Origin of the sequence: Streptomyces coacervatus, from assembly GCF_029223485.1 — a bacterium.
GTDB lineage: Bacteria > Actinomycetota > Actinomycetes > Streptomycetales > Streptomycetaceae > Streptomyces > Streptomyces coacervatus.
The window spans coordinates 1-22184 of sequence record NZ_JARHTP010000014.1; the positions used below are offsets into that span (position 1 = coordinate 1).

The 22184-nt window shown below is 71.3% G+C and carries 18 protein-coding genes; 13 read left to right on the plus strand and 5 right to left on the minus strand.

Annotation, left to right across the window (positions count from 1 at the left end):
- Positions 1-1440 (minus strand): cytosine permease (locus P2Q00_RS30715; RefSeq protein ID WP_275776514.1); only part of this gene is annotated, 1440 nt, incomplete at its 3' end.
- Positions 1441-1568: 128 nt separating this feature from the next.
- Between P2Q00_RS30715 and ureA the strand changes: the two genes are divergently transcribed.
- From ureA to cimA, 6 genes are all read left to right on the plus strand, one after another.
- On the plus strand, positions 1569-2252 hold the full coding sequence (ureA, locus tag P2Q00_RS30720; protein WP_275776515.1) for an urease subunit gamma: 684 nt from the start codon (positions 1569-1571) through the stop codon (positions 2250-2252).
- Positions 2249-3943, plus strand: a complete 1695-nt coding sequence (locus P2Q00_RS30725) for an urease subunit alpha (RefSeq protein WP_275776517.1) — start codon at positions 2249-2251, stop codon at positions 3941-3943. Before ureA ends, P2Q00_RS30725 begins: the two co-directional genes overlap by 4 nt.
- A gap of 9 nt (positions 3944-3952) precedes the next feature.
- Positions 3953-5020, plus strand: a complete 1068-nt coding sequence (locus P2Q00_RS30730) for an agmatine deiminase family protein (RefSeq protein ID WP_275776519.1) — start codon at positions 3953-3955, stop codon at positions 5018-5020.
- Between the two features lie 39 nt (positions 5021-5059).
- Positions 5060-5554: a hypothetical protein gene (locus P2Q00_RS30735; RefSeq protein ID WP_275776520.1), complete on the plus strand. Its 495-nt coding sequence runs from the start codon at positions 5060-5062 to the stop codon at positions 5552-5554.
- Positions 5551-6159 (plus strand): TetR/AcrR family transcriptional regulator, encoded by a 609-nt coding sequence (locus P2Q00_RS30740; protein WP_275776521.1) that lies wholly within the window; start codon positions 5551-5553, stop codon positions 6157-6159. Before P2Q00_RS30735 ends, P2Q00_RS30740 begins: the two co-directional genes overlap by 4 nt.
- A gap of 392 nt (positions 6160-6551) precedes the next feature.
- A complete protein-coding gene (cimA, locus tag P2Q00_RS30745; RefSeq protein WP_275776522.1) occupies positions 6552-8156 on the plus strand; it encodes a citramalate synthase in 1605 nt (534 codons plus the stop codon).
- Positions 8157-8282: 126 nt separating this feature from the next.
- Here cimA and P2Q00_RS30750 read toward each other — a convergent pair whose 3' ends face one another.
- Positions 8283-10148: a ricin-type beta-trefoil lectin domain protein gene (locus tag P2Q00_RS30750; protein ID WP_275776523.1), complete on the minus strand. Its 1866-nt coding sequence runs from the start codon at positions 10146-10148 to the stop codon at positions 8283-8285.
- Positions 10149-10263: 115 nt separating this feature from the next.
- Between P2Q00_RS30750 and P2Q00_RS30755 the strand changes: the two genes are divergently transcribed.
- Positions 10264-13296, plus strand: a complete 3033-nt coding sequence (locus tag P2Q00_RS30755; RefSeq protein WP_275776524.1) for a glycoside hydrolase family 3 protein — start codon at positions 10264-10266, stop codon at positions 13294-13296.
- A 57-nt stretch (positions 13297-13353) separates the two neighbouring features.
- Positions 13354-14697, plus strand: a complete 1344-nt coding sequence (locus P2Q00_RS30760) for a hypothetical protein (protein WP_275776526.1) — start codon at positions 13354-13356, stop codon at positions 14695-14697.
- Between the two features lie 23 nt (positions 14698-14720).
- Here P2Q00_RS30760 and P2Q00_RS30765 read toward each other — a convergent pair whose 3' ends face one another.
- On the minus strand, positions 14721-15152 hold the full coding sequence (locus P2Q00_RS30765) for a MarR family winged helix-turn-helix transcriptional regulator (protein ID WP_275776527.1): 432 nt from the start codon (positions 15150-15152) through the stop codon (positions 14721-14723).
- 62 nt (positions 15153-15214) lie between these two features.
- Here P2Q00_RS30765 and P2Q00_RS30770 point away from each other — a divergent pair, with 62 nt between their 5' ends.
- Complete coding sequence (locus P2Q00_RS30770; protein ID WP_275776528.1) at positions 15215-16249, plus strand: FUSC family protein; 1035 nt, start codon at positions 15215-15217, stop codon at positions 16247-16249.
- 62 nt (positions 16250-16311) lie between these two features.
- Positions 16312-16872: a hypothetical protein gene (locus P2Q00_RS30775; protein ID WP_275776529.1), complete on the plus strand. Its 561-nt coding sequence runs from the start codon at positions 16312-16314 to the stop codon at positions 16870-16872.
- A gap of 19 nt (positions 16873-16891) precedes the next feature.
- On the opposite strand, the gene P2Q00_RS30780 is transcribed toward P2Q00_RS30775, so the two are convergent.
- Both P2Q00_RS30780 and P2Q00_RS30785 read right to left on the minus strand, forming a co-directional pair.
- A complete protein-coding gene (locus tag P2Q00_RS30780; RefSeq protein WP_275776531.1) occupies positions 16892-17566 on the minus strand; it encodes a response regulator in 675 nt (224 codons plus the stop codon).
- Entirely contained in the window at positions 17563-18792 is a 1230-nt protein-coding gene (locus tag P2Q00_RS30785) for a sensor histidine kinase (protein ID WP_275776532.1), read from the minus strand. Before P2Q00_RS30785 ends, P2Q00_RS30780 begins: the two co-directional genes overlap by 4 nt.
- A gap of 91 nt (positions 18793-18883) precedes the next feature.
- Between P2Q00_RS30785 and P2Q00_RS30790 the strand changes: the two genes are divergently transcribed.
- Genes P2Q00_RS30790 through P2Q00_RS30800 form a run of 3 tightly spaced genes read left to right on the plus strand, consistent with a single transcriptional unit; the run spans position 18884 to position 22100 of the window.
- The gene (locus P2Q00_RS30790) at positions 18884-19822 is read left to right on the plus strand and encodes an ABC transporter ATP-binding protein (protein WP_275776534.1); all 939 of its coding nucleotides are present in this window, start codon (positions 18884-18886) and stop codon (positions 19820-19822) included.
- Complete coding sequence (locus tag P2Q00_RS30795; protein WP_275776536.1) at positions 19819-21363, plus strand: DUF1349 domain-containing protein; 1545 nt, start codon at positions 19819-19821, stop codon at positions 21361-21363. Before P2Q00_RS30790 ends, P2Q00_RS30795 begins: the two co-directional genes overlap by 4 nt.
- On the plus strand, positions 21360-22100 hold the full coding sequence (locus P2Q00_RS30800) for an ABC transporter permease (protein ID WP_275776538.1): 741 nt from the start codon (positions 21360-21362) through the stop codon (positions 22098-22100). Before P2Q00_RS30795 ends, P2Q00_RS30800 begins: the two co-directional genes overlap by 4 nt.
- The last annotated feature ends 84 nt before the right edge of the window (positions 22101-22184 follow it).

Below are 22184 nucleotides of genomic sequence, written 5' to 3' on the forward strand. Positions count from 1 at the left end.
GGCCTGAACGGCCTCGTCCTCAAGCGCCGGACGGGCTGGGATGGCTGACCCCGGCCCCGACAGGGCCCTTGGCTGCAGCAACAAGTACGTCGCACCCCCCACCAGCCCCGACAGCACGAAGCTGCAGTCCACCCCGCCCGTCAGTGACAGCAGCGGGCCCTCGTACGAGGGCAGGGACACGGCGAGCAGGCCTACCCCTGCCCCCACCGCCCAGGACACCGTCGCCGGGATGTTCCAGCCCGCGGTGTACCAGTAAATGCCGCCCCGCGACCGGCGGTTGAACACCTGCAGTGCATCCGCGTCGTACACCCCGCGGCAACGCGCGAAGCCGATCAGGGTGATGACCGCCCACGGCGTGCCGATGGCCGTCAGGAGAAGCACGAAGGACGTCATCGCGGACTGCGCGTCCCAGGCGTAGTGGCCCGCGAAGACGCAGACCGTGGCGACGACGGCGACCGTGCAGGTGGCTCGTGCCCGGGAGGCGCGCGGCAGGATGGCGTCCAGGTCGAGGCCCATGGAATAGAGCATCAGGCCCGCGTTGCCGACCGAGCCCGCGGATGCCGCCAGCAGGAGCGGGACCAGGTACCAGGTGGGGGACGCGGACACCAGCGGGCCCGCGTAGTCGAGCGCCGCCCGGGCCGCGTACGCCGTGAAGGTGCCGAAGAGCTGGGGGACGAGCAGACCAGCGATCAGGCCGAGCCAGGTCGCGTGCAGGACCCGGCGGGAGGCATGGCGGGCCGGGGAGATGTAGCGGGTGTAGTCGCCGAGGAGGGTGATGAAGGCGATCGGGCCCGACAGACCTGCCGCCACCGTCGCCAGGAACCACGTCGGCCAGAAGCCGCCCAGCAGATAACCGCCGGTCCCCGGGAGCGCGGCAGTCGTGAAGTGCGGCGCGTACGCGATCACGCCCAGCATCAGCAGCGCCGTCATGCCGATCGCCAGGACCCGGGACATCGTGAGGAGCACGCGGTAGCCGTACACCGCGCCCGCGACCGTCGCCGCCGCGAGCAGTCCGTAGACGACGCCGTACGACATCCCGCTCGCCGGCAGCCCGAACAGGCGGCCCAGCACGCTCACCATCACATCGCCGCCGATCCACACGGTCAGCGCGGTGTAGCCGAGGGCCAGCAGGAGGCCGACGACCGAGCCGACCAGCCGGCCCCGCACGCCGAACTGGGCGCCGGAGGAGGTCGAGAGGTTGGTCGCCGTGCGGAGCGAGATCAGGGCGAGGGGGGCCGTGAGCAGCGTCCCCAGCACCGTGCCGACCACGATCGAGCTCACCGAGGACCACCAGTCCAGCCCGAACGACGGCGGCAGCCAGCCGAAGATGATCACGCCCAGGCAGAGGTTGGAGCCGAGCAGGATCGACACCAGGTCGCTCGGCCCGCTGGTGCGTTCCTCGTCGGGGATGGTGTCGACTCCGCGCTGTTCCATCGGCATGGCTGATCTCCCTCGCGTTTGCGCAGCGTTTAGAACGTCACTCAATGTGAGTCATGTCGTCGGAGGCGTCAAGGCTTTCTATTAGCAGATTCAGTGGTTAGAGTAGCGTTCTAAGTGAAGGGAATGACATGCGGCTGACTCCCACCGAACGCGACCGGCTGCTGCTCTTCGGAGCCGCCGAGCTGGCCCGCGCCCGCCGGGCCCGCGGCCTACGGCTCAACGTGCCGGAGGCCACCGCGCTCATCGCGGACACCGTCTGCGAGGCCGCCCGCGACGGCGCCCGGCTCGCCGAGGCCATCGAGCGCGCCCGGTCCGTCCTCGGTCCGGCCGATGTGCTGCCCGGCGTCGCGGACGTCGTCACCGAGGTGCACGTCGAGGCCGTCTTCGACGACGGTTCACGGCTCGCGGTGGTGAGTGATCCGATCGGCGGGGGTGCGCTGGGGGAGCGGGCGCCCGGTGCGCTGCTGCCGGGGCCCGTGCACGCCGACCCCGAGGCGGTCGTACGGCTGACGGTCACCAACACCGCCACCGTGCCCGTCTCCGTCACCTCCCACTTCCACTTCTTCGAGGCCAACCCGCGCCTGGACTTCGTACGGGAGGAGGCCTACGGGATGCGGCTCGCCGTGCCCGCCGGGTCGTCGGTGCGGTTCGGGCCGGGGGAGAGCGTCGAGATCGGGTTGGTGCCGATCGGGGGCGAGCGGGTCGCGATCGGGTTCGCGGGGCTCGTCGACGGGGCGCTGGACGCGCCGGGGGCGAAGGAAGAGGCCCTGCGCAGGGCCGCCGCCTGCGGATATCTGGGAGCAGACCGATGAGCAACGATTCCTACGCGAGCATCGATCCTTATGCGTACGCCGCCACTCACGGGCCCCGCGCCGGCGACCGTGTCCGGCTCGGCGACTCCGGGCTGACCGTCCGTGTCGAGTCCGACTCCCAGCAGTACGGCGACGAGTTCCTCGCCGGCTTCGGCAAGACCGCCCGGGACGGGCTGCACCTCAAGGCCGCCGCCGTCCGGGAGACCTGTGACGTCGTCATCAGCAATGTGGTGGTGATCGATGCCGTTCAGGGGATCCGGAAGGTTTCCATCGGCATCCGGGAGGGGCGGATCTGCGCCATTGGACGGGCCGGGAACCCGGACACCCTCGACGGGGTGGACGTGGTCGTCGGCACCGGTACGTCGATCGTCTCCGGCGAGGGGCTCATCGCCACCGCAGGCGCCGTCGACACGCATGTCCATCTGCTGTCGCCGCGGATCATGGAGGCCTCGCTGGCGTCCGGTGTGACCACGATCATCGGGCAGGAGTTCGGGCCGGTGTGGGGGGTCGGGGTCAACTCGCCGTGGGCGCTGCGGCATGCGTTCGACGCCTTCGACGCCTGGCCGGTCAACATCGGCTTCCTGGGCCGGGGTTCGTCCTCGCACCGGGCTCCGCTGGTCGAGGCCCTCGCCGAGGGCGGTGCCTGCGGCTTCAAGGTCCACGAGGACATGGGCGCCCACACACGGGCGCTGGATACGGCGTTGCGGGTCGCGGAGGAGCACGATGTCCAAGTCGCCCTGCACAGCGACGGGTTGAATGAATGTCTCTCGGTCGAGGACACGCTGCGGGTGCTGGAAGGACGCACCATCCACGCCTTCCACATCGAGGGGTGCGGGGGCGGCCATGTGCCGAACGTCCTGAAAATGGCGGGAGTCGCCAACGTCATCGGGTCGTCCACCAACCCGACCCTGCCCTTCGGGCGGGACGCCGTCGCGGAGCACTACGGCATGATCGTCTCCGTCCACGATCTGAAGACCGACCTGCCGGGCGACGCCGCCATGGCCCGCGACCGCATCCGCGCCGGGACCATGGGCGCCGAGGATGTGCTGCACGACCTGGGCGCGATCGGCATCACCTCGTCGGATGCGCAGGGCATGGGGCGGGCCGGTGAGACGGTCCGCCGTACCTTCGCCATGGCCGGGAAGATGAAGGCCGAGTTCGGCGCCCCGGACGACCATGACAACGAGCGCGTCCTGCGCTACCTGGCCAAGCTGACCATCAACCCGGCCATCGCGCACGGGCTCTCGCACGAGGTCGGCTCGATCGAGGTCGGCAAGCTGGCCGACATCGTGCTGTGGCGGCCGGAGTACTTCGGCGCCAAGCCGCAGCTGGTGCTGAAATCCGGCTTCCCGGCGTACGGCGTGGTCGGCGACCCGAACGCGGCCACCGACACCTGCGAACCCCTCGTCCTGGGACCGCAGTTCGGGGCGCACGGCGCGACGCCCGCCGAGATCTCGGTGGCCTTCGTCGCCCGGGCCGCCCTCGACCAGGGCAATGACACCATGCCGACCCGGCGACGGCGGGTCGCCGTGCGCGGCACCCGTGGCATCGGGCCCGCCGACCTGCGCCTCAACTCCCGTACCGGAGCGGTGGATGTCGACCAGCGGACCGGTCTGGTCACGCTCGACGGCGAACCGATCCGCTCGGAGCCCGCCGAATCCGTCTCCCTCAACCGCCTCTACTTCCTCTGAGGACCTGTGATGTCTGCTGCCGCCGACGGCTTCCGTATGCCCGCCGAATGGACCCCGCACGAGCGCACCTGGATGGCGTGGCCGGGACCGAACCCGACCTTCGCCGACCCGGACGACCTCGCCGCCTCCCGCGCCGCCTGGGCGTCGGTCGCCCGTACGATCCGCCGCTTCGAGCCGGTGACGGTGGTGTGCGGACCGGGGCAGTCGGTGGACGCGCGGGCGCTGCTGGGGCCGGACATCGACATGGTCGAGCGGGAGCTCGACGACGCGTGGATGCGGGACATCGGCCCCACGTTCCTCACGAACGGGCGTGAACTCGCCGCCGTGGACTGGACGTTCAACGGCTGGGGCGCACAGGGGTGGGCCCGCTGGGAGCGTGACGCGAAGATCGCCGCGTATGTCTCGGACCTCGCTGGTGCGCGGACGTACGCCTCGAAGCTCGTCAACGAAGGCGGTGCGATCCATGTCGACGGTGAGGGGACGGTGCTGCTGACCGAGACGGTCCAGCTCGGCCCCGAGCGCAACCCGGAGTGGACGAAGGAGCAGGTCGAGGCCGAGATCCACGCCCACCTCGGCACCAGCAAGGCGATCTGGCTGCCGCGCGGCCTCACCGGCGACTACCCTCCCCCACTGCCTAAAGGGCGTGGGGGGACCCCCAACGGCTTCGGCACCCTCGGCCATGTCGACATCGTCGCCGCGTTCGCACGCCCCGGCGTCGTGGTCGCGCACTCCCAGCCCGATCCGGCACACCCCGACCACGAGGTGACGAAGGAGGTCATCGGGCTGCTCAAGGCACAGACGGACGCCCGCGGCCGCCGCCTGGAGGTCGTCGAGGTGCCCGCCCCGACCGTCCTGGAGGCCGACGGCCACTGGGCCGACTACTCCTACATCAATCACTACCTCTGCAACGGCGGCGTGGTGCTGTGCGGCTTCGACGACCCGCGTGACGAGATCGCCGCCGGGATCTTCCGCCGGCTCTTCCCGGAGCGGACGGTCACCCTCGTGGACGCTCGGACGATCTTCGCGGGCGGCGGCGGGATCCACTGCATCACGCAGCAGCAGCCGCGGGTCCGGTGACGGCCCGCGTCGGGTAGCGGAGTCGGGTAGAACATACGGGTGAACGTCCTGGTCTGCGCGGCCTGCGGCCGCAGCCTCAGCGAGCCGCTGCGCCTGCTGCCCGAGCTGCCCGAACGCCCCGAGTACGACGGGCTGAAGAACGCCGACGGCTCGCGGCACGCTCCGTCGACCGTGCCGCGGGGCGCCTGCGCGGTCGACCCCGAGCCGAGCGGGGCCCCGCTCGTGCCCCATCCGGACCCGGAGTGGTTGGGGCCCGCCATGCCCGGCGTCATCATCAGCGACCCCGACGGACCGGGCTGCCTGATCTCCGCGGGGCCGCGCAACACCCTGGTGGTCCACCCCGAGGACGCCCGCGGATTCCTGGCGCCCAACCCCGCCGTCCAGGAGATCGGGTGCTGCGGTGCGCCCGGGCAGGAGGGGCCGAACCAGGTGTGCCCGGGGTGCGGCGCCGAGGTGGCGACCCTGTTCTCCGAGTGCTACGGGTCGTACGAGACCCACTTCCTCCCCGACGCCGTAAGAGTGGCCGCCCCATGAGCACCCCCCGCCGCACCCCGGCCCCGCCGCGCGAGCAGGTCCTCGCCGCCGCCATGGGCATGATCGCCGAACGCGGCCTGGAGAAGCTCACCATGGCCGCGCTCGGCCGCGAGGTCGGCATGAGCAGCGGGCACCTGCTCTACTACTTCCGCTCCAAGGACGAACTGCTGCTGCAGGCCCTGGAGTGGAGCGAGGGCCGGCTGGGCGCCGAGCGCGGACGGCTGCTGGCGCGCGGCGGCACGGCCCGCGAGCGGCTCGACGCCTACGTCGACCTGTATGTCCCCGACGGCCACCGCGACCCGCACTGGACCCTCTGGCTGGAGGTCTGGAACCGCTCGCAGAACGCTGCCGCCGAATCGGCCGCCCGCGACCGGCAGGCCGCCATCGAGGGCGTCTGGCACCGCGACCTGGTGGCGCTGATCGCGGAGGGAGCGTCGCGGGGCGAGTTCCGCCGCGTCGACCCGGACCGTTTCGCGGCCCGGCTGCGGGCGCTGCTCGACGGCTTCTCCATCCATGTGGCGATCGGGCTGCGGGGGACGGACCGGGGGCAAGTTCTCGGCCACGTAAGGGAGTTCCTGGACGAGAGCCTCCTCGCGGACGACTGAACCCGGGTCCGGGGGAACAGCGGCACTCGGGGTCGCCGACATCTTCGTAGGGCGCCTGCGGTGATCAGCACAGTGTTCGCATCCTGAGACGGACGGTGAGCGCGGGGGTGGGTTGTGCCAGACTGCCCCCGTGCTCTCGTTCGCCATGATTATTGGCAGCAGGCGCGCCGGTCCGCAGTGACCGCCACGTACGACCAGGTACGGGCGGACACCGTCGTCCTCGACCCGCGCGCAGACCTCTCGCACCCGCGAGGGGTTTTTCGCTTTTCTGGCCCACCTTCAGCCGGGAGCAAAGCGCGAGGGATCATTGGGGGACGGTGGAGCCGGTCATTCCGGTACAGACAGACCGCGATCCAACGGGATCTGTGATCCGACACAGGAGCCTTGACACCATGACCGACACCAGCGAGCTCGACGATTCGTTCCACGTCTTCGACACGACCCTGCGCGACGGCGCGCAGCGCGAGGGCATCAACCTCACCGTCGCGGACAAGCTGGCCATCGCACGGCACCTGGACGACTTCGGCGTGGGCTTCATCGAGGGCGGCTGGCCCGGCGCCAACCCGCGGGACACCGAGTTCTTCGCCCGCGCCCAGCAGGAGATCGACTTCAAGCACGCCCAGCTCGTGGCCTTCGGCGCCACCCGCCGGGCCGGTGGGAAGGCCTCGGAGGACCCGCAGGTCAAGGCGCTCCTGGACTCGGGCGCCGAGGTCATCACGCTGGTCGCCAAGTCCCACGACCGGCATGTGGAACTCGCCCTGCGCACGACGCTGGACGAGAACCTGGAGATGGTCCGGGACACCGTCTCCCACCTCCGGTCGCAGGGCCGCCGGGTGTTCGTCGACTGCGAGCACTTCTTCGACGGCTACCGCGCGAACCCGGAGTACGCGAAGGCCGTCGTACGGGCCGCCGCCGAGGCCGGAGCCTCCGTCGTCATCCTCTGCGACACCAACGGCGGCATGCTCCCCGCCCAGGTCCAGGCGGTCGTGGCGACGGTCCTCGCGGACACCGGCGCCCGGCTCGGCATCCATGCCCAGGACGACACGGGCTGCGCCGTCGCCAACACCCTCGCCGCCGTCGACGCGGGCGCGACCCACGTCCAGTGCACGGCGAACGGCTACGGCGAGCGCGTCGGCAACGCCAACCTGTTCCCGGTCGTGGCGGCCCTGGAGCTGAAGTACGGCAAGCAGGTCCTCCCCGAGGGCGCGCTGCGCGAGATGACCCGTATCTCGCACGCCATCGCCGAGGTGGTCAACCTCACCCCCTCCACGCACCAGCCGTACGTCGGCGTCTCGGCCTTCGCGCACAAGGCGGGCCTGCATGCCTCGGCCATCAAGGTCGACCCGGACCTGTACCAGCACATCGACCCCGAGCTGGTCGGCAACACGATGCGGATGCTGGTCTCCGACATGGCGGGCCGCGCCTCGATCGAGCTCAAGGGCAAGGAGCTCGGCGTCGACCTGGGCGGTGACCGCGAGCTGGTCGGCCGGGTCGTCGAGCGGGTGAAGGAGCGCGAGCTCAAGGGCTACACGTACGAGGCCGCGGACGCGAGCTTCGAGCTGCTGCTGCGCTCCGAGGTCGAGGGCAGGCCGTTGAAGTACTTCGAGGTGGAGTCCTGGCGTGCCATCGTCGAGGACCGCCCCGACGGCACCCACGCCAACGAGGCCACGGTCAAGCTCTACGCCAAGGGCGAGCGCATCGTCGCCACCGCGGAGGGCAACGGCCCGGTCAACGCCCTCGACCGCGCCCTGCGCGTGGCGCTCGAAAAGATCTACCCCCAGCTCGCCAAGCTCGAACTCGTCGACTACAAGGTCCGCATCCTGGAAGGCGTCCACGGCACGCAGTCCACGACCCGCGTCCTGATCTCCACGTCCGACGGCGCGGGCGAGTGGTCCACGGTGGGCGTGGCGGAGAACGTCATCGCGGCGTCGTGGCAGGCGCTGGAGGATGCGTACACGTACGGTCTGCTGCGGGCGGGGGTCGAGCCGGCGGAGTAGTCACCCGGCGTCGGAGTGCCTGGGGGCTCCGCCCCCAGACCCCCGTTCGGCCCTTAAGGGGCCTCGTCCTCGAACGCCGGACGGGCTGAGATTGGCTGAGCCAAATCCAGCCCGTCCGGCAACTCGCTACTGCAAATGCCACTTCTGGTTGGCAGCCCCCGTGCACGACCAGATCTGCGCCCGCGCCCCGTTGACCGACGAGTTGTCGGTGACGTCCAGGCACTTGTTCGCGGCCGTGTTCACGACGTCACCGGTCGAGGAGTTGTACGACCACTGCTGTGCACCGGTCGCGTTGCAGTCGTACAACTGCACCTTCGCCCCGTCCGCCGTCGAACCCGACGTCACGTCGAGGCACTTCCCGAGCGCCCGCACCGTGCCGTCCATCTGCGTGGTCCACTGCTGGGCGGTGGATCCGTTGCAGTCGTAGAGCTGAACCGCCGTACCGTTCGTGCTCGAACCGCCCGCCACGTCAAGGCACTTGCCCGCCAACCCGACGAAGGCTCCCGACTGCCCGCCCGCGCCCGACTGCGTCCCCGACCACGTGAACGTCGCCGACGTCCTGCCGGGGAGGGAGTAAGTCGCGTGCTGCGAGCCCCAGTCGATGGTCACCGTCTTCGCCGACGAAGCGTCGTTGTAGGCGATCAGCGCCTTCGAGCCGTCCGGGTTGCGCCACGCGACGTTCGGCACGGCAGCCGAGGCCGTGGAGGCGATGCGCTGGGCGCCCGGCCGTACGAACTTCGTCAGGTGGCCCATCGTGTAGTACTCGACCGTGTAGTCGACCGTCCCGCTCGCCCCGTCGCCGTTGTGCACGGTGATCAGGCCGGTGCAGGTGCCGCAACCCCCGTTGTGCGGGCCCATGTTCTGGTCCACGGCCAGCGACCACTTGGTCACCGACTTCGCCCAGTTGCGGGTGTAGTCGATGATGTTGTTCATGTCCTCGCGCTGTTGGTCGGCGATCCAGGTGCCGCCCGAGTGCTCGGTGCCGAAGGCGTCCAGCGAGGGGTACTGGTTGTGCACGGACGTCTGCTTGGTGACGTCGCCGCCGTAGCCGTGCCAGGCGATCCCGCCGAAGTTGGGGTGGTTGCGGATCGCCGGGTCGTCGACCGACTGCGCCGCGTAGGAGTCGTAGACGTCCCAGTTCCAGTCGTGTGCGAGGACCTTGGTGGACAGGCCGGCCGACTGGAGCTTCGGCAGCAGCTCGTTCTTCAGGAAGTACGCCAGCCCGCTCGCGTTCCAGCTCATCGACGGGTAGCCGGAACAGCAGGTCGGCTCGTTCTGCGGGGTCACATATGAGACGTTCACGCCCTGATCCCGGTACGCCTGAAGGTACTTGACGAAGTACGAGGCGTACGCCCCGTAGTCCTCCGCCTTCAGCCAGCCGCCGTTGAGCTGCCCGCTGTCCTTCATCCAGGCGGGCGCGGTCCACGGTGAGGCCAGCACCGTGAGAGACGGGTTGAGCTGGAGCGCCTGCTTGGTCAGCGGTACGACGTCCGCGAGGTCGTGGGCGATCGAGAACTGTGACAGTGACGTGTCCGTCTGCCCGGCCGGCACGTCGTCGTACGTGTACCCGTACCGCGCCAGGTCCGAGGCGCCCATCGGATTGCGCAGGAACGACAGCCCGATGCCGTCCGTCGGCGAGAACAGCTTCCGCATGGTCGCGTCCCGGGTCGCCTGCGACAGCGCCCCGCTGCTGTTCATCAGCCAGGCCGCGGTGTCCGTGAAGGACGCACCGCCGCCGGTGAACGTCTGGTAGCGGGTGTTCTCGTCGACGGTGATGTTCTCGCCGCCACCACCGGTGCCGGACTGGAAGGCGAACGGTGTCTGGGCCTGGAGGCCGCGCGTCACATGGCGTCCGGCGGAGTCGTCGGTGGTGGTGAGCCAGGCCGTGACCTGCTCACCGGCGGCGTGTGCGGGGGCCGTGGCCGCGGTGAAGCCGGCCGTGGAGAGGAGTCCGGCCAGCAGCAGCCGGACCGTGCGGGTGGTTCTCCTCATGCTGTGTCGCCCTCCCGGAATGTCTGACGTGACGTCTTGACGGGTGTGTGGGCCGTTAGTTAACTCACGGCGTGATCTAAGTCATGAGTGAAGCACGAGAGTCGAGGGATGGTCTATGCCAAGAACCGCTCTGCTCGTCTCGCCGAGAACCGCGGTGCTCGTCTCCGCGGCCCTCCTCGCCGCCGCGCTGCCACTGTCCTCGGCCCGAGCGGCCGAGGATCCGGCCCCCGTCCCCGTCGACCGCTTCGAGGGCGAGGTCCCCTTCGCCGCCCAGCCCGCCGACGGCATCTTCACGTGGGGCAGCGACAGCGACGATCCGCCCCAACTCCAGCTCGCCGACCGGCCCGACGCGCCCGAGGGGGCGAAGGTCCTCACCGGCACCTACGACATCAGCGGCTACGGCGGCTTCACCCACGACTTCGCCGCGAACGAACCCGCCCACGACTGGTCCGCCCACAAGGGCATCCGGTTCTGGTGGGACGGACAGAACACCGGCAGGAAGACCGCCTTCGAGATCAAGGACGGCGGCGCGAACGGCGAGGCCTCCGAGCTCTGGACGACCTCCTTCACCGACGACTGGACCGGCTGGAAACAGGTCGAGATCCCCTTCACCGACTTCGCATACCGCACGGACTACCAGCCCGTCGGCGGCATCGACCACGTCCTCGGGCTGACGCAGATGTGGGGCTACGCCGTCACCCTCCCCGTCGGCGTCAAGAGTCAATTCGCCATGGACGACGTCGAGTTGTACGGCAAGGCCGACCAAGCCCTGCGGGCGAACGTCACGACCGACGCCGCCGTCTATCCGGTCGAGGAGGGCGGGACGGCCGCCGTCAAGGTCACCGTCGCCACCACCGGCTCCGCTCCGATCGACGCCCCGGTGACCGTCGCGTACGAGACCACCGACGGCACCGCGGACCCCGGCAAGGACTACACGCCCGTCACCGGAACCCTCACCTTCCCCGCAGGCACGGCCCCCGGCGCGACGCGGACCATCCATGTGCCGACCCTGCGCGACAAGGCCGCCGAGCCCGCCGAGACGATCCCGCTCAAGCTGACCGTCACGGGCGCCAAGGCCCCGGTCGAGCCCCCGCAGGTCGTCGTCGACGCCAACGGACTGCCGTACCTCGACAGCAAGCTGCCGGTGAAGAAGCGCGTCGCCGACCTCGTCTCCCGTATGTCCCTGGAGGAGAAGGCCGGCCAGATGACCCAGGCCGAGCGCGGAGCCGTCGGGAACGGCGGCGACATCGCGACCTACGCCCTCGGCTCACTCCTCTCCGGCGGCGGCTCCACCCCCACGCCCAACACGCCCGAGGCCTGGGCGAAGATGATCGACGGCTATCAACTCCGGGCACAGGCAACGCGGTTCCAGATCCCCCTGATCTACGGCGTCGACGCGGTGCACGGCCACAACAACCTGGTCGGCGCCACGATCATGCCGCACAACATCGGCATCGGGGCGACGAGAGATCCCGGGCTCGCCCGGAGGGCGGGCGCGGTGACGGCCTCCGAGGTCCGCGCCACCGGCATCCCCTGGGACTTCGCCCCCTGTCTCTGCGTCTCCCGCGACGAACGCTGGGGCCGCTCCTACGAGTCCTTCGGCGAGGACCCGGCCCTCGTCCAGTCCATGGAGACGGTCATCCAGGGCCTCCAAGGCCCCGCGGACGGGCGGGAGTTGAAGGACAACGACAAGGTCCTCGCCACCGCCAAGCACTTCGTCGGCGACGGCGGCACCGAGTACGGCTCCTCCACCACCGGCACGTACACCATCGACCAGGGCGTCACCAAGGTCACCCGGCAGCAGCTGGAGGCCATCCACCTGGCGCCGTACCGGACGGCCGTCGACCGGGGCATCGGCTCGGTCATGCCCTCGTACTCCTCGCTGGACATCCTCGGCGACGGACAGGGCCCGGTGAAGATGCACGCCCGCGCCGACATGATCAACGGAGTGCTCAAGGGCCGGATGGGCTTCGACGGCTTCGTCATCAGCGACTGGGACGCCATCAACCAGCTGCCCGGCGACTACCCGGCCCATGTCAGCACGGCCGTCAACGCCGGAGTCGACATGATGATGGTGCCGTACAGCTACAAGGACTTCCGTACGACGCTCGTCGACCAGGTGAAGGCCGGTCGTGTCAGCGAGCAGCGGATCGACGACGCCGTATCCCGCATCCTCACGCAGAAGTTCCGGCTCGGGCTCTTCGAGAAGCCGTACGCCGACACGAGCGGCGCCGCGCGGATCGGTTCCGGCGGGCACCGGGCCGTCGCCCGGCAGGCGGCCGCCGAGTCGCAGGTGCTGCTGAAGAACAGCGGGGGAGTGCTCCCGCTGAAGAAGGGCCAGAAGGTGTACGTCGCCGGGTCCAACGCAGACGACCTCGGCAACCAGACCGGCGGCTGGACCGTCACCTGGCAGGGCGCCTCCGGCACGCACACCCAGGGCACGACCATCCTCGACGGGATGCGGAAGGACGGAGACGTCACCTACTCCAAGGACGCCTCCGCGCCCACGGCCGGCCATGACGTCGGCGTGGTCGTCGTCGGCGAGACTCCGTACGCGGAGGGCGTCGGTGATGTCGGCAACGGGCACGATCTGCAGCTCTCCGCCGCCGACAAGGCCGCCGTGGACAAGGTGTGCGCGGCCATGAGGTGCGCGGTGCTGATCGTGTCCGGGCGCCCGCAGCTGATCGGCGACCGGCTCGGCGAGATCGACGGCCTGGTCGCCTCCTGGCTGCCGGGCACCGAGGGCGACGGGGTGGCCGACGTGCTCTACGGCAAGCGGCCGTTCACCGGCCAACTCCCGGTCACCTGGCCCAAGTCCGAGGCCCAGCTGCCGATCAACGTCGGCGACACGGCGTACGACCCGCAGTTCCCGTACGGCTGGGGTCTGACGACGCTGGCCAAGGTGCCTGAGGGTGGCATGGTGACCCTGCACGCGCTCGCGGTGGCCGCGGCCGTCGCCGGGAAGGCGGGTGCCGACGAGACCGGCCGGGCGCTCGTCGCCAAGGCGCGGCTGATCGTCCAGCAGAAGGTGGGGACCGGCATCACGGTAGCGGTGGCGAAGCCCTTCGCCGACGCGGACCATCTCTCGCTCACCGGGCGGTACGGGGCGGCGGTGGAGCAGCTGATCGCCGCCTACAAGGCCGCCTGAACCATTCGCCACCTGTATGGATGACCAGTTTTGGGAGGCTTCGGGTAGCTTCGAACCATGAAGCCCGGCGTACGGAACCGAAGCCTCCCAGGGCTGCTCCTGGCCCTGCTGCTCGCCGCCATGGCCGTACTGTCGACGGGCGCCCCGAAGGCCTCCGCCGACACCGGTGTGTCCACGATCGCCGAGGCTCTCCGCAAGAGCCCCGTCTACGTCGACCCGGCCGCCTCGGGACAGCTGTCGAAGTCCGACGCCGACGCCCTGGCCAAGGAGATCAAGGACGCCGGCAAACCCCTGTTCATCACGGTCCTCCCGGCCGGCTACCCGACGACGGACCTCTTCCGGAACCTGCGCACCGCCACCGGCATCACCGGCCTGTACGCGATCCGCCTCGGCGACCGCTTCGACGCGCGGGCCGACTCCTCGGTCCTGCCGCGCACCGCCGTCCAGAACCTGGTCGCCAGTGTGCAGAGCGACAAGGATGCCAAGACCCAGCTGACCGACTTCACCGACCGCGCCCTCGTCAACCTCGGCGGCTCGGCGCCGTCGAGCTGGGGCTCCTCGTCCTCCGGCAACGGTGGTGTGTCGTCCGCCGCGCTGATCGCGGTGGGTGCGGTGCTGGTCGCCGGGGGCGCGGGCACCTACGCGCTCGTACGACGCAACCGGCGGCACAGGGCCGAGGAGCAGCGGGCCGCGCTGGAGCGGCTGAGGGTCGTCGTCGACGAGGACATCACCGCCTTCGGCGAGGAGCTGGACCGCCTCGACTTCCACCCGGCGGAGGCGGGCGCCGACGACGCCATGCGCGCGGACTACGAGCGTGCGCTGGACGCCTACGAGCAGGCGAAGTCGTTCATGGCCGCCGCCATGAAACCGGAGGACGTCCGCGCCGTCACCGAGGCTCTGGAGGACGGCCGCTTCTCCCTCGCCCAGCTCGCCGCCCGCCGCGCGGGCAGCCCGCTTCCCGAACGCCGCCCGCCCTGCTTCTTCGACCCGCGCCACGGCCCCTCCGTCGCCGACGCCACCTGGACACCCCCAGGCGGCGCCCCGCGCGAGGTCCCGGTCTGCGCGGCCGACGCCACCCGCCTCGCCGACGGCCGCGACCCCGTCATCCGCGAGGTCGACACCGATCACGGCCGCCGCCCGTACTGGGACGCGGGCCCCGCCTACGGCCCCTGGGCGGGCGGCTACTTCGGCGGCGGCCTGCTCCCCGGCCTCCTGGTCGGCACGATGCTGGGCAGCATGATGGCGACCCCCTCGTACGCGGCCGACTACGGCACCGGATACGGGGACTTCGGCGGCGGATACGACGGCGGAGACGTCTCCGGCGCCGACTTCGACCCCGGCGACTTCGGCGGCGGCTTCGGCGACGGCGGGGGAGGCGGCGACTTCGGCGGAGGGTTCTGAGACGCCCCCTTTTGCCAGGGCGTTCACGCCTCGGCGTCGTCCGCCAGTCGCTCCATCAGCGCCCCCGCCAGCTCCAGCACCCCGCGCTCCGTCGGACTCAGCGACGCCAGCGCGCCGGCCAGCCAGGCATCGCGGTCGGCCATGTCCCGCTCCAGCGCCCGCCGCCCCTCCTCGGTGAGCGACAGCACGGACTGCCGTCGGTCGATCGTGCCCGCCGCGCGGGCGATCAGCCCCTCCGCCGCCAGCTCGGCGAAGACCCGGGTCAGCGACTGCGGGCGCTGCCGCTCGGCCGCCGCGACCTCGCCGGGCGTGGCGGGCCCGTGCCGGTACAGGTGTCCGAGCACATAGAGCTGGTTGGCGCTGAGACTCCCGTCGCCGCGCTCCTGCCGCAGGCGGCGGTTGAGACGGACGATGCCGCGACGGATGCGGGCGGCTTCGGGGAGGAGATGGTCCATGACGTCAATCATACGTGAATGCTTACTACCTGCGAGCCCTAAATCCCCGTACTATGGGCTGGATGACCGCCAAATTAATACGCAACGCGTACGAAGCGGCGCTGACGATGACCGCCATGCTGCTCTGCTGGGCCGCCGCCCTGGTGCTGGAGGGTGCCGCCGGGCTGCACACCGACGCACTCGTCCTCGCGGTCGCCCTGACGCTCACCCTGGCCTCGACCCAGCGCACCGCCGACACCCGCCGTCGGCTCACAGCGCTCGTGGTGCTGCCGGTGACGGCCGGTGCGTCGATCTTCCTCGGCCGTCTGATCGCCGCCCACTACGCGACCGGCGCCGCCGTCTTCACCGTCGGCATCTCGCTGGCCATCTGGATCCGCCGTTACGGCCCGGCTGCCGCGAAGGCCGGCACCCTGCTGACCCTCCCGCTCGTCGCCCTGCTCGTCGTCCCCGGCCCCGCCCTGCCGCCCGAGGCGCAGAGCGGGCTGGTGACCTGGTTCTGGTCGGCGCTGATCGGGGCGCTGGCGTGCTGCTCGGTCTGGCTTGTACAGGGGTTGGGGGACCGGTTCGGCCCCTGGCGTGCCGAGCCGGTCCGCGAGCAGCCGCCGCGCCGCTCCCGCCTCCACCCCCGCCCGAGTACCCGCATGGCCCTGCAGATGGCGGCCGGTATCGCCGCCGCCTTCACCCTCGGACATCTGCTCTTCGACGACCACTGGCCCTGGGTGGTCCTCACTGCGTACGTCGCTGCGAGCGGCAACCGCGGCCGAACCGACGTGCTGCGCAAGGGAGTCGAGCGTCTCGCCGGGGCCTGCGTCGGTACGCTGCTGGCGGTGGGCGTGGCTGCGGCCGGCGTCACCGGCCATGCCTCCGTGGCGCTGATGTTCGCCGTCCTCGCGGTCGCGCTGTGGCTGCGCCCCCTCAACTACGCCTACTGGGCGGCGGGTATGACCTGCGCTCTCTCCCTCCTCCTCGGCTATTTCGGCCAGGACGCCCAGCACCTGCTGCCGACCCGGCTGGAGGGCATCGCCGTAGGCGTGGTGCTGTCAGTGGCGTCGGCGTGGTGGGTGCTGCCGGTGCCCCGCAGGCGTACGGCCAAATGATGGCGGGAAAAGGGTCGATTGGCCGATATTCATTGGCTTGCACCGGCTTCTAGGCTCTCGTCATGGTGAGTCCACCTGAAGGGGACGGCCCGAACACCGAGGAGATCGTCGGAGACGAACGGCCCCTGGTCCGAGAGCGGTGGCAGGCGCTGTCACGCCGCACCCGTGTCACGGTCGCCGCCACGACCTGCGCGGTCGTCCTCAGCGGCGTCCTCGCCTACGTCGTCGCCAACCGACCCCCGGCCCCGCCGCCGGACCCGGTGGCCGCCACCACCGTCCGGATCACGGATGTGGGCCTGCCCGTCGGCCTCAGCCCGGAGTTCCCGGTCACTCTCAGTGCCACGGCCGACTCCCGGGTCGTGCTCATGGGGATGCAGGGGGGTTACGACAACCTGCTCCTGTGGGTCATGCCCGCTCCCGGCGCCGCGCTGCCACCAGGTCGGGCCCGCATCCTGCACACCCGCTTCAACGTCTTCTGCCACGGGCACGTCCCGCGGCGTGGAATGCCCCTGCTGTTCGTGACCGTGCGCAACGGGCGTGGCGAGGGGCTCGCCCGAGTCGTCCCCACCGAGGCCCAGTTCGACCGGCTCGGACAGGCCGTGCAAAAGGTCTGCCGGAAGTGACGGCGGTGCCGGGCGGGAGTCACCCCGTCCGCGGCACGACCAGCCCGCTCTCGTACGCCATCACGACCGCCTGCGTACGGTCACGCAGCCCCAGCTTGGACAGGATCCGGCTGACATGCGTCTTCACCGTCTCCTCGCCGACATGCAGCCGCCCGGCGAGCTCCGGGTTGGACAGCCCTTCCGCGAGCAGCCGCAGGACGTCGGTCTCGCGCGGGGTGAGGGCGGCGAGCGTGCCCTGGGTGGGGGCCTTGGGGCGGATCCGGGCGAACTCGGCGATCAGCCGCCGTGTGATCGCGGGCGCGAGCAGCGCCTCACCGGCGGCGACCACCCGCACCGCCTCGAAGAGCCGCTCCGCCGTCACGTCCTTGAGCAGGAACCCGCTGGCCCCGGCGGCCAGCGCGTCGTACACGTGCTCGTCGAGGTCGAAGGTGGTGAGCACGAGCACGCGGGGCGAGTCCGGCCCCCGCAGCAGCGCGGTCGCCCGGATGCCGTCCATGACCGGCATGCGTACGTCCATGAGGACGACGTCGGGCAGCCGCTCCCGGCACACGCGCACCGCCTCGGCGCCGTCGCGGGCGGTGCCGACGACGGTGAAGTCGGGCTGGGTGGCGAGGAGTCCGGCGTACCCGGCGCGCACCACCTCGTGGTCGTCGGCGACGACGATACGGATGCTCGTGCCCGTGCCCGTGCTCATGCGAGGGCCTCTGCACGGACCGGCAGCCGTGCCTCGACCAGGAAGCCGCCGCCGGGCGCCGGGCCGGTGCTCAGCGTGCCGCCCACGGTCGACGCGCGCTCACGCATGCCGAGGAGGCCGTGACTTGGGGTGCCGGAGGCCGCCGGGCCGGGCCCGTTGTCGCGGATGCGGAGGGTCAAGTCGTCGTCCCCGTAACGGAGTTCCACGTCCACGGCCGCACCCGGCGCATGCCGGCGTGCGTTGGTCAGCGCCTCCTGGACGATCCGGTATGCGGTGACCTCGATGCCGGGGTCGACCGCGGCGACCGGCCCGCTGACGATCAGGCGCGTCTTCGAGCCGGCGGCGTCGCGCGACTCGTCGAGCAGTTCCAGTAGCTGGCCGAGCCCCGGCTGGGGCCTGCGCTGCACACCCGGGGCCGTGTCGTTCGCGTCTTCGCGCAGGACCCCCAGCAGCCGGCGCATCTCCGTCAGGGCGGTGCGCGCGGTGTCCCCGATGGCCAGGAACCGGGTGGCGCCCTCGGGCGGCAGACCGGGCGTGGTCAGCCGCGCGTTCTCCGCCTGCACGGCGATCATCGAGATGTGGTGGGCGACGACATCGTGCAACTCCCTTGCAATACGGGCCCGTTCACCGCGAGCAGCATGCTCCAGCAGCGTGTCCGCGAACGCCTGCTCGGTCGCGCTGTGCGCAAGGACTGTGCTGCGCACGTGATGCGCGACACCGGTCGCCGCCGCGGCGGACCCGAGCGTGGCGAGCAGGACGGCGACGATCCGGGTGGCCTCCTCGTGCCCGAACAGCGCGACCACGACGTACGGCACGACGAGCAGCCCGGCCGGCAGCGGCCACCCCGCCCGAGCCAGGACGTACACACAGATCAACTGGGCGACGGCGGCCCCCACGGTGAGCGCCTTGAACGGCACGAGCGCCAGCACACAGGCGGCACTCACGGCAACCGCGGCCCCCACCCGACTGCCCCGCCCGGTCCCGAGAACGAAGGCGAGCGGCGCGGTCGTCGCAAGCGCGAGCAGCAGCACAACGGCGAGACTGCTACGCGGATCCCCGCTACGGAGGAGCCCCTCGCCCAGCGAGAACACCGCCAGCACGGTTGGCAGCGCCAGGGGTGCGCCGTGTTCCCTGCGGTCCGGCAGCGCCCCAAAGGGGCGCGGGGAACTGCGCGACCAGCCACGAAGGCGCCGCAGACGAAAGAGGACACATCCCACGTCCGCCATTGTCCCGGCTCCCCTCCCCGCCGCATCCCCCGCGCGAGGGACCTCCCCGGCGGGACGACACCCCCGCCCCCCGCCCCTAGCCTCCCTCTCCATGAGCGACGCAACCATCGAAGTCCTGGGCCTGCGCAAGCGGTTCGGCCGGACCCTCGCGGTCGACGGCCTCTCGTTCAGGGTCGAGCCCGGCACCGTCACCGGCTTCGTCGGTCCCAACGGCGCGGGCAAGTCCACCACCATGCGGGCCCTCCTCGGCCTCGACGCCCCCGACGAGGGCCGGGCACTGGTCGGCGGCCGCCCCTACCACGCCCTGCGCACCCCGCTCCTGGAAGTCGGCGCCCTCCTGGACGCCGCCGCCCTGCACCCCGCCCGCCGCGGCCGCGACCACCTCCGCTGGCTGGCGCATTCCCACGGCCTGCCCGCCCACCGCGTGGACGAGGTCCTCGAACAGGTCGGCATGGAGACGGCCGCCCGCCGCAGGGCCGGCGGCTACTCCCTCGGCATGCGCCAACGCCTGGGCATAGCGGCCGCTCTCCTCGGCGATCCCCCGGTGCTGCTCCTCGACGAGCCCGTCAACGGCCTCGACCCCGAAGGCATCCAGTGGATCCGCGGTCTGCTGCGCCGGCTCGCCGCCGAGGGCCGCGCGATCCTCGTCTCCAGCCATCTGATGAGCGAACTCGAGGACACCGCCGACCACTTGGTGGTCATCGGCAGGGGCCGCCTCATCGCCGACACGGCCGTCTCCGACCTCATCGCCGCCGCCTCCGGCGACCGGGTCCGCCTGCGCACCGACGCCCGTACGGAGGCGATGGAACTCCTCGCCCGGGCGGGCGCCACCGTCAGCGTCACCGACCGCGACACCCTCACCGTCACCGGCCTGCCGGCCCGCCGGATCGTGGAGCTGCTGAACGGGGCCGATGTGCCCTTCGCCGAAGTGGGCGCCCACCGGGCGACCCTGGAGGAGGCGTACATGGAACTCACCAGGGAAGCGGTCGAGTTCACGTCGCACACGGACACCGACGAGGTGGCCTCGTGACGACGACGCCGACCCGCACCCCCACCCCGTACCGCTCCCGGCTGCACCCCGCCCGGGCCGGTTTCGGCCGCCTCCTGCACGCCGAGTGGACCAAGTTCCGTACGGTCCGCGCCTGGCCGCTCGTCCTGGCCGTCGCCGCCGTGGTCACCGCGCTGGTCTGTCTGCTCGGCGCGAACGGCTCCAGCATCAGCGGCGGCGGTGACGACACCCTCGGCCCCGACGGCACGGAGGTCGTCGACGTCTTCCGCTACACCCACCGCCCGCTGACCGGCGACGGCACGGTCACGGTCCGCGTCACCGGCCTGAAGAGCGCCGACGACAAGACCATCGAACCGTGGGCGAAGGCCGGGCTGTCGGTGAAGGAGAACCTCACCCCTGGCTCCGCCTACGCGGCGGTCCTGGCCACCCCCGCCCACGGCGTCCGTATGCAGTGGAACTACACCCACGACACGGCGGGTTCGAGTACGAACGTCACCACCAGCCCCCGCTGGCTCCGCCTGACGAGGACCGGCGACCACCTCACCGGCTACGAGTCGGCCGACGGCCACACCTGGACGAAGATCAGGGACGTCCGACTGCCCGGTCTCCCGCGCACCGTCCAGGTCGGCCTGTTCGTGGGCACCCCGGATCACGAGGACGTGCGCCGTGCGTTCGGCGGCACGAGCGAGACATACGGCGGCGGCCGGGCCACCGGCACCTTCGACCACCTCGCCCTCCAGGGCACCTCCGCCTCCGGGTCCTGGACCAGCACGGACATGGGCCCGGCCGCCCCGGGCGGCCCGGTGGCCCAGAACGCCCCGCCCTCGGGCACCACCGCCGTCTCCGCGTCCGGCACCTACACCGTCACCGGCCACGGCGACATCGCACCCGCCCAGGGCGGCCCCGACACGGTCCAGATGAGCTTCCAAGGTGTCTTCTTCGCCGTCCTGTTCATGGTCGCCCTCGGCACCCTCTTCGTGACCGCCGAATACAAACGGGGCCTGATCCGTACGACGTTCACGGCGACCCCGGCCCGGCTGAAAGTCCTGGCGGCGAAGACGACGGTGATCACCGCCGTGACCTTCACCACCGGCCTGGTGGCCATCGCCGTCGGCTTCAACCTCGCCCAACACGCCCTGCGCACCAACGGCTTCAAGCCCCCGGAGTTCCCCGACCTCTCCCTCTTCGAGAACCCGGCACTGCGGGCGGTGGTCGGCAGCGCGGCGCTGCTCTCCCTGGTGGCGGTCCTGGCTCTGGCCGTGGGCGTGATCCTCCGCAACAGCGCGGGCACGATAGCGACGGTCGTCGTCCTCGTGATCCTCCCGCAGATCCTCTCCTTCGCCTTCCCGCTCCCGGCCGCCCAGTGGCTGCTGCGGGTGACTCCGGCGGCGGCGTTCGCGATCCAGCAAGGGGTCACGCACTACCACCAGGTGAAGTACAACTGCCTCCCGGAGAGCGGCTGTTACCCGCTCTCCCCCTGGAACGGCCTCGCCGTCCTCGCCGCCTACACGGCCGCCGCCCTCCTCCTCGCGGCCTGGAGCCTGCGCCGGAGGGACGCATGAGGTGGCTGCACGCGGAATGGACCAAACTCCGTACCCTGCCCAGCACTTGGTGGCTCCTGGCCGCGACGGTCGTCCTCACGGTGGCCGTGGGCGCGGCGGCGGCCGCCTCCCTCACCGCCCAGGTCTGCCGAACCCCCGAGGCCTGCCACGAGGACACGGTCAAGCTGAGCCTCACCGGCGTCTGGCTGAGCCAGTCGACCTGCCTGGTCCTCGGCGTGCTGTCGATGGGCTCGGAGTACGGCACGGGCACGATCCGCACGACGCTCGCGGCGATGCCTCTGCGCTGCCGCCTACTGGCGGCGAAGGCGACGGCACTCGCACTGCTCACGGCGGCGACGGGGGCGGTGGCGATCACCGCCGCCCTCTGGACGGCGAAGCTGATCCTCCCGGTGCGGGGCCCTACCCTCCGGGCGACGACGGGCTCGGTCCTGATCCTGGCCCTGGTCGCCGTCCTGGGCCTGGCCCTCGCCACGCTCCTCAGAGACACGGCAGGAGGCATCACCCTGGGCCTCGGCCTCCTCTACCTCACCCCCCTGATGGCGCACCTGATCCACTCACCCACCTGGCAGCACCGCCTCCAGCGCTGGACCCCCATGCCGGCCGCCCTCTCCATCCAGGCGACCCGCAACCTGGACCGCCTGCCGATCGCCCCCTGGCCGGGTCTCGGGGTACTGGCGGCCTACGCGGCGGGGCTGTTGGCGGCCGGGGGAGTGCTGCTCAGGCTGCGGGACGCGTGACCGCCGCTCAGCAGCGCCCCTTAAGGGGCGCGGGGAACTGCGCGACCAGCCACGACGCCGCCGCACCCAAAAGACGGCACATCC